Origin of the sequence: Mesorhizobium sp. M7A.F.Ca.CA.002.04.1.1 (assembly GCF_004022805.1) — a bacterium.
In the GTDB taxonomy this organism is placed as follows: Bacteria; Pseudomonadota; Alphaproteobacteria; order Rhizobiales; family Rhizobiaceae; genus Mesorhizobium; species Mesorhizobium ciceri.
This window is the reverse complement of record NZ_RZPL01000256.1, coordinates 1-7,138: the sequence shown is the minus strand read 5'-3', so window position 1 is coordinate 7,138 and position 7,138 is coordinate 1. Positions and strand designations below refer to the sequence as shown.

The window sequence follows — 7,138 nt, the reverse complement described above, 5'->3', positions numbered from 1 at the left end:
GCGACGAGCCGGTCGGACGAGGCAGGATCGAATACCCAGGTGTCAAAAAGGGCATTTCAACCGCAAGCTCGCTCACGCGCCTTTGGGCCGCTCTGCGGCGAAGAGCGGGATTTTGACATCAAACCTGCCGGACGACGGTGCCGACCACATTGACAAGAAGGCGCGCGGCGGTCAGCGCTGACAGGCCGTCAATATCGGCCGGAGGATAGAACTCGACAAGGTCGAATCCTGCGATCCTGGCCCGTTTGCCGAGGCCGGCGATCAGGTCGATTACCTGCGTGTAGGTGAGGCCGCCGGGTGTACGCGCCGCCACGCCCGGCATGATGCTTGGATCAAGGCTGTCGCAGTCGAGGGTGACGACGACCCGCGCGGCTTCCGGAATATGCCGGAGCGCGGCTTCGACGCCCTGGGCATGAACCTCGCGGGCGGTCACGAAGCGGCTGCCATAGCGCCGGGCTGCTTCGATTTCGGCGATGCGCGCGCTGCCGACGCTGCGCAGACCGACCTGCACCATGCCGGCGACATGCGGCATCTCGCTTGCCCTGCGCATCGGGCTCGAATAGCCGTGGCGTTCGCCATGAACCTCGTCGCGCCAGTCTATATGGGCGTCGACCTGCAGGACCCAGACCGGCCCGTGCTCTGCAAAGCCGGCGAGGAAGGGAATGGTCATGGAACAGTCGCCGCCGATCAGGATCGGCACAGCCGGCAACGTCAGGATCTCGCGCGTTTTTGCCTCGATCCTGGCCCGGTTGCCGGCATTGTCATGCATGGTGGTCAAGATATCGCCGGCGTCGACGCAAGAGTCCGGCTTGCCGTCGAACAGCGGGCCGCCAAGATCGAAATCCCAGTGCTCGACGAACGCGGCATCGTCCTGGCTGGCAGCACGGATGGCGTTGGCGGCCAAGGCATAGCCGCTGCTGTCCTTGCCGGGATAGGTGCTGCCGTGACCGGCCCCGAAGATCACCGCACGAGGCACGCGGCTATCTGCAAGACGGTCGGGAAAGCCGAGAAAGGGAGGCGAGGGGGTCATGCCTTGATGGTCCTGATGATGGCTTGGCGCACGCCGATCGGGGTGCGGTTAGATCAAGCGCCTCGGCTTCAGCTTTGTACCCGATTGGGTAAGCCCAATAAACTCTAAAACGATCGAGATCGAGCACCCACGGGGTGTTTCAAATTTGGGCCAATGGGACATTGGCGGCGGCATGGGCCGATTCCGAGGCGACATAGAGACTTGCGCGCCGGCGATGACGTTGGGCCGGGCTTGGATCGGCAGGCGCGATCCCGAAATTTCCAGTACGTGACGAGAATGAACCTTTGGCTGGCCGCCCGGTAGCGGAACCAGGCGGGGTTCACGTTGTTACCACAGCGGGCGACTGCCGGTTGCCGGATTCGGAGTCATCGTTTCATGACCAATGGCCCATTGCCTGAAAACGTTCTGGTCTCGCTTCCCATGATTGACGCAAAGGCGGCGCCGACGCTCAAAAATGCCGAGGCGGAGGTATTTTATACCGAAGCAATCCGCGAGCTTGCCGCCACCGACATTCCCTTTCTGGTCGCCGGGACCTACGCGGTAAGCGCCTATACGGGTGTCACCCGCCAGACCAAGGACCTCGATATCTTCTGCAAGGCAGGCGACTACGCGCGGATCCTCGCCCATTTCAAGCAGCTTGGATATGCCGTCGAAATCGAGGACGACCGGTGGCTCGGCAAGGTGTTCAAGGGCACGCATTTCTTCGACGTCATCTTCGGCTCGGCCAACGGCACGGTGCCTGTTGGCGACCTGTGGCTGGAACACGCCCGCCAAACCGAGCTGTTGGGCAGCAGGGTGCGGATCATCGGCCCGACCGAACTCATCTGGTCCAAATGCTTTATCCAGGACAGAGGGCGACACGACGGCGCCGATATCGCTCATACGATTCTCAAGGCGGGCGATCAGATCGATTGGCACCGGCTGCTTTCTTATCTGGAGGTTCATTGGGAGGTTCTGTTGATGCAGCTTATCAATTTCAGATGGATCTATCCGAGCGAGCGGGATCATATCCCGGCCTGGTTGCTCGATGAATTGCTCGACCGCCTCGCCAAGCAACGGCAATTGCCGTCTCCAAGGATGAAGATCTGCCGTGGGCGGCTGCTTTCGCAAACCGACTACGAGATCGACGTCAAGGAATGGGGCTTCGCCGGCGTCGGTGGTGTGGGAGAATTCCGTGATGGCTGATCCCGTCAAGAGCAGCGCGCCCAAGGACGGCGCACGCGCGCTCAAAGTTGCCGCGGTCGGGGATCTCCATGTGCGGGAAGATGCACAAAACTCGTATCGAGACCTCTTCGGCGAGATATCGAGCGAAGCGGACATTCTCGTTCTCACGGGAGATCTGACCAATCTCGGCAAGCCTCGTGAAGCGGAGATGCTGGCCGAGGATCTGCGCAACTGCTCGATCCCGGTTGTGGCAGTCCTCGGCAATCATGACTACGAGTCCGGTGCGGTGGAAGACGTCACGAAGATCCTGCGGCAGGCGCATGTTCACCTCCTCGACGGGCAGACAGTCGAAATCGAGGAGGTCGGTTTTGTCGGCGTGAAGGGATTCATAGGCGGCTTCGGGTCACGCATGCTCGGCTCATTCGGGGAACCGGCGATCAAGACGATGGTCGCGGAAAGCGTGAACGAGGCAATGCGACTTGAAAATGCGATGCGCCAGGTGCGGGCCAAGCGCACGCTGGTGATCCTTCACTACGCGCCGATTGCCGACACCGTCGCGGGAGAACCGCTGGAAATATTTCCGTTTCTGGGCTCTTCACGTCTGGCCGAAACGATCGATCGATTCCAGGTCAGTGCTGTCGTGCACGGTCATGCACATCGCGGTTCTTACGAAGGCCAAACGCCTGGCGGAGCCAAGGTCTACAACGTCGCCATGCATGTGGCCAAACCTGGCGGCCGCCCCTACGCCTTGCTGGAAATCTGATGCCAACGGCTTGCGCCGTCGATGCCCATTGGCCTGGACTCAGTTGGTGGCGTTGATCGACCTCGCCAACTCTTCCAGCTTCCGCGGATCGTTGCCGTGACGGCGCACCAGTTCGCGTGCCTGCCTTGACGGCAAATCGGTCGTGGCGGCCAGCTGTCGCACCTGCTGATCGTCGATGGCGACCTGCGGCAATGTATGGTCGATATCTCCTGACTTGTCCTTCATCACGCTTCTCCTTGGTCGATTTCGACGACAACGGCTCGAAAATCCGACCGGTTCCGAACGATCTGCAACTTTTGCGCCGGCATCCGTGGGCGGACCAACGTGCGCCTGCCTTGAGGGCGCAACGATCTCGATGGCTGTATTCTGCCAGGAACCATGCCACGGCGGACGAGTTGTTCCGACTGAACGGAGATAGTTAGATGCCACAGCCAAGACAGCCAGACCCAAATCGCGATATGCCCGTGCCGCCTCCAACATGGAAGCCGGAGCCGATCGAGGAACCCGAACCGGAAACGCTTCCGGACGAGACTCCGCTGCCCAACCCCGACGAGAATGAAGAGCCTCCCGTCCACGCATGAGAGGGAATTTCTGCATCGCGGGGCAAGCGCGCAACCTGCCGAGGACTAACGATCTATCTCGCCAAACACGATGTCGAGCGACCCGATGATCGCGGCAACGTCGGCGATCATGTGCCCTCGAGACAGGAAATCCATCGCCTGCAGATGGGCGAAAGATGGCGCACGTATTTTGCACCGGTAAGGGACGTTGCCCCCGTCAGAAACCAGATAAACGCCGAATTCTCCCTTTGGCGCTTCAACCGCGGCGTAGACTTCTCCCGCCGGCACGCGATGCCCCTCGGTATAAAGTTTGAAATGCTGGATGGTCGCTTCCATAGAGCGTTTCATCGTGGCGCGCCGCGGCGGCGTGATCTTCTGGTTCGGAATCGCGACCGGCCCCTGGCCTTCGGATGACCGCAGTTTTTCCAGGCATTGCTTCATGATCCGCACCGACTGGCGCATCTCCTCCATACGGACGAGATAACGGTCATAGCAGTCTCCGTTCTTGCCGACGGGGATGTCGAAATCCATGTCAGGGTAACATTCGTATGGCTGTGCCTTGCGCAAATCCCATGCCGCGCCCGATCCGCGTACCATCACGCCGGAAAATCCCCAGCGCCAGGCATCATCCAGCCCGATCACACCAACATCGACATTGCGCTGCTTGAAGATGCGGCTGCCGGTGAGCAGATCGTCGAGGTTGTCACAGACTTTGAGGAACGGATCGCAGAAAGCCCAGATGTCGTCGAGAAGCTTCGCAGGCAAATCCTGGTGCACGCCGCCGATTCTGAAGTAATTCGCATGCATGCGAGCGCCGGAGGCGCGCTCGTAAAAGACCATCAGCTTCTCGCGCTCCGCAAATCCCCAAAGCGGCGGCGTCAGGGCGCCGATATCCATGGCCTGGGTCGTGACATTGAGGAGATGCGACAGAAGCCGGCCAATTTCGCAAAAAAGAACACGGACAAGCTGCCCACGCTTTGGAACTGTTATGTCGAGCAGTTTTTCGGCGGCGAGGCAGAACGCATGCTCCTGGTTCATCGGCGCGACATAGTCGAGCCGATCGAAATAGGGCAGCGCTTGCAAATAGTTCTTGTGCTCTATGAGTTTTTCGGTGCCTCGATGGAGCAAGCCAATATGCGGATCGGCACGCTCGACGATCTCGCCGTCCAGTTCGAGCACCAACCGAAGAACACCATGGGCGGAGGGATGCTGTGGCCCGAAATTGATGGTGAAGTTGCGAACGGCGGCTTCGACCATTGCTGCTCTCCGCGACTGCATTTCGTCGATTCAGTGATGCGTATGGTTCGATGCCTCAAGTCGTCGTCTGAATGATCAGCGTCAGCGTGCCATCGCCATCTATGTTTGCAGCGACAACCTGCGAGGAATTGAGCCCATTCGCTCTCAAAGCCGACGTCGCCTGAGGTGAGGCATCGACGGAGCTTTGCAGGCGAAGCAAATCTTCGGCGCTGGTCTGGTTAATCACGGCATCGGCCTGCGCCTTGATTTCGTCCGGCAAATCCTCGACGGCGACAATGGCGACGCCGGTGAAATTCAAACCGGCAGAGCCTGGATCGGGCGGCGCCAGCTCCGGCTGCGCTTCGCCCTGCGGTGGCGTCACCTGGGGAAGCTGCGGTCCGATAGTTTGGGCGTAGACGGGCTGAATGGTGACCGCCCCGGAAAGCGCGACAGCTATCGTCAACATGCGCATGGTCGCTCCTTGCATTCTTCGAGGGAGATTTTGAAGAAACCCCCATGCTGAGCGATGGTTCCGCAAGGCCGGTCCCACCGGGCGATTTCGCCCCAACTCACCCCAGAGAGACGCCGAAAACCCTGGCCAAGGCGTTCGTCACACGGCTGTCTCCAACCGGTTGGGTAGCTCCGTACGGAATCGTACCATCGATTGATCTGCACCTTGGACAGGATCAAAATGAAGCTGAGGTGACCATGGGAGGGAGCCGCATGAGCATCGCCAGATGGGCAATAAGACCTGTCGGTACCGCCAAGGCGTTTCTGGCAGAAGAGCTTCGAAGTGCGCGATACGGCGACATCGTTTCGGTCAAAGCGGCGATAGAGGCCGCTCGCAGGGACGCGCCTTATTTGCAGGATACAGATGATGAATTGATGGAGACGATCATCGAGCTGGCACGGGAACTGGGTCTGGCCGTCCTTTTTGACTCTCGCGATTGACCGATGAGCCATGGTCGATGCGATTTGGTACGAAATCGACAATTGGCTCATGGTCGAAAATGCGCAATCATTGGGAAATGGGACGACGGCTGGACGACAAACTCGATTGCAAGGCTTGTGGGACCATCCAAATGGACATTCCCGACGACGCCAACGAGTCGACGCCAATTCATTGCAGCAATTGCGGCGCCTTTCTCGGCGAATGGGGTGAATTGCAGGATGATTTCTATCGCCAGGCTCGCGGTACCGAAGCATTCGACTTGCGCAACGGAACCATTATCAAGAAGTAGCGCGCAACAACGCGCCCCCCGATGACACAGGTAAATCCACAGGGGGGTGGCAGATTTAACCGACGTCGATCACGACCATCAGCCCGCCGCCGCCCTTTTCCTCGACATTGTTGTTCGTCGTGTGATGCGGGATGTGGCAATGGATGAGCCACTTGCCGGGACGCCGTGCCTTCCAGACGACGTCATAGCGCTGTCCTGGCCCGACATTGATCGTATCGGCCAGAAAGCGCGCCGAGGGAGGAAGCGTCTCACCGTCACGAGCGACGACCTCGAAGGGTCCGCCATGGATATGCATGGGATGGACGAAGCCATTATTGGTGCCGATGAAACGCACCTTCAGCGTCTCGCCCACCTTCATGGGGATGGCGTCGGTTGCGGGATAGGCCTTGCCGTTGATGGTGAAGAAGTTCGGCATACCGCCTTCCATCGGCATCGAAGGATAGGTCAGTCCATCGCGCACCAGCCATTCCTGAAGTTCGATCACATAGTCGTGGTCAGCCTGAACCTCGTCGGCGGGATTGGCAGGGTCGATGATCAGCGCCCCATAGAGCCCCAGCGCCTGGGTACGGTCCGGCTTGGCATGCGGATGATAGAAATAGGTCCCGTGCTGGGTCGCGGTGAATTCGTAGGAATAGGATTGCCCAGGCTCGATCGGCGGCTGGGTGATCTCGGCGGGCCCATCCATCTGGTTCGGCAGGATCATGCCGTGCCAATGCACCGTGGTCTCCTCAGGCAGGTCATTGGTGACGTCGATGCGAACCTTATCGCCCTGGCGAATGTGGATGCGCGGACCGGGGATCTGGCCGTTGTAGGCATAGGCGTCGACCGCGACATTGGGCAGGATCTGCCAGCGGACCACTGAGGGCCTGAGGTCGAACACCTTGACGCCGTTCTCCAGGCGGAATGGCAGTTCCTGGTCGCCTTTGGCGGCAAGGCCATAGGATGCCGTGACGCGATGCGGATTGGTTGCAGCCATGTCACGCATGGCTTCCGCCGGCGTGTCGCGGCCCATGATCATGCCTTGCGGCATGATCGCCCCGCCGACGTCACGTGCCGAAAGCGTCAGGTTCAGCCAGTTCGCCGGTGCGGCCATGCCAATCGCCAGCGCCAGCACCGAGACCATGCCGAGGGCTGCTATCTGCGG

At 60.0% G+C, this 7,138-nt stretch carries 9 protein-coding genes; 4 read left to right on the top strand and 5 right to left on the bottom strand.

Going from position 1 to position 7,138, the window contains the following annotated elements:
- Nucleotides 1–118: 118 nt before the first annotated feature.
- On the bottom strand, nt 119–1,030 hold the full coding sequence (locus ENZ75_RS15295; RefSeq protein WP_063168037.1) for an agmatinase: 912 nt from the start codon (nt 1,028–1,030) through the stop codon (nt 119–121).
- A gap of 375 nt (nt 1,031–1,405) precedes the next feature.
- Between ENZ75_RS15295 and ENZ75_RS15290 the strand changes: the two genes are divergently transcribed.
- Both ENZ75_RS15290 and ENZ75_RS15285 read left to right on the top strand, forming a co-directional pair.
- Entirely contained in the window at nt 1,406–2,215 is an 810-nt protein-coding gene (locus tag ENZ75_RS15290; protein WP_063168036.1) for a nucleotidyltransferase family protein, read from the top strand.
- Nucleotides 2,208–2,957, top strand: a complete 750-nt coding sequence (locus ENZ75_RS15285) for a metallophosphoesterase (RefSeq protein ID WP_013531519.1) — start codon at nt 2,208–2,210, stop codon at nt 2,955–2,957. Before ENZ75_RS15290 ends, ENZ75_RS15285 begins: the two co-directional genes overlap by 8 nt.
- 39 nt (nt 2,958–2,996) lie before the next feature.
- Here ENZ75_RS15285 and ENZ75_RS15280 read toward each other — a convergent pair whose 3' ends face one another.
- From ENZ75_RS15280 to ENZ75_RS15265, 3 genes are all read right to left on the bottom strand, one after another.
- Nucleotides 2,997–3,182, bottom strand: a complete 186-nt coding sequence (locus ENZ75_RS15280; RefSeq protein WP_013531520.1) for a hypothetical protein — start codon at nt 3,180–3,182, stop codon at nt 2,997–2,999.
- A gap of 401 nt (nt 3,183–3,583) precedes the next feature.
- On the bottom strand, nt 3,584–4,774 hold the full coding sequence (locus ENZ75_RS15270; protein ID WP_063168035.1) for an NADH-quinone oxidoreductase subunit D: 1,191 nt from the start codon (nt 4,772–4,774) through the stop codon (nt 3,584–3,586).
- A gap of 55 nt (nt 4,775–4,829) precedes the next feature.
- Entirely contained in the window at nt 4,830–5,225 is a 396-nt protein-coding gene (locus tag ENZ75_RS15265) for a hypothetical protein (protein WP_013531523.1), read from the bottom strand.
- A gap of 251 nt (nt 5,226–5,476) precedes the next feature.
- Between ENZ75_RS15265 and ENZ75_RS15260 the strand changes: the two genes are divergently transcribed.
- Together ENZ75_RS15260 and ENZ75_RS15255 are read left to right on the top strand one after the other, a co-directional pair.
- Nucleotides 5,477–5,704 carry a hypothetical protein gene (locus tag ENZ75_RS15260; protein WP_013531524.1) on the top strand — a complete coding sequence of 76 codons (228 nt, stop codon included), beginning with the start codon at nt 5,477–5,479 and terminating at the stop codon, nt 5,702–5,704.
- A 59-nt stretch (nt 5,705–5,763) separates the two neighbouring features.
- The gene (locus ENZ75_RS15255; protein ID WP_063172178.1) at nt 5,764–5,994 is read left to right on the top strand and encodes a hypothetical protein; all 231 of its coding nucleotides are present in this window, start codon (nt 5,764–5,766) and stop codon (nt 5,992–5,994) included.
- Between the two features lie 55 nt (nt 5,995–6,049).
- On the opposite strand, the gene ENZ75_RS15250 is transcribed toward ENZ75_RS15255, so the two are convergent.
- On the bottom strand, nt 6,050–7,138 hold a 1,089-nt coding region (locus tag ENZ75_RS15250), incomplete at its 5' end, for a copper oxidase (RefSeq protein ID WP_164887834.1).

What these genes read in the sequence shown, in the direction of transcription:
- ENZ75_RS15295 (WP_063168037.1), bottom strand. Translation starts at nt 1,030, where the DNA reads ATGACCCCCTCGCCTCCCTTTCTCGGCTTTCCCGACCGTCTTGCAGAT.
- ENZ75_RS15290 (WP_063168036.1), top strand. Translation starts at nt 1,406, where the DNA reads ATGACCAATGGCCCATTGCCTGAAAACGTTCTGGTCTCGCTTCCCATG.
- ENZ75_RS15285 (WP_013531519.1), top strand. Translation starts at nt 2,208, where the DNA reads ATGGCTGATCCCGTCAAGAGCAGCGCGCCCAAGGACGGCGCACGCGCG.
- ENZ75_RS15280 (WP_013531520.1), bottom strand. Translation starts at nt 3,182, where the DNA reads ATGAAGGACAAGTCAGGAGATATCGACCATACATTGCCGCAGGTCGCC.
- ENZ75_RS15270 (WP_063168035.1), bottom strand. Translation starts at nt 4,774, where the DNA reads ATGGTCGAAGCCGCCGTTCGCAACTTCACCATCAATTTCGGGCCACAG.
- ENZ75_RS15265 (WP_013531523.1), bottom strand. Translation starts at nt 5,225, where the DNA reads ATGCGCATGTTGACGATAGCTGTCGCGCTTTCCGGGGCGGTCACCATT.
- ENZ75_RS15260 (WP_013531524.1), top strand. Translation starts at nt 5,477, where the DNA reads ATGAGCATCGCCAGATGGGCAATAAGACCTGTCGGTACCGCCAAGGCG.
- ENZ75_RS15255 (WP_063172178.1), top strand. Translation starts at nt 5,764, where the DNA reads ATGCGCAATCATTGGGAAATGGGACGACGGCTGGACGACAAACTCGAT.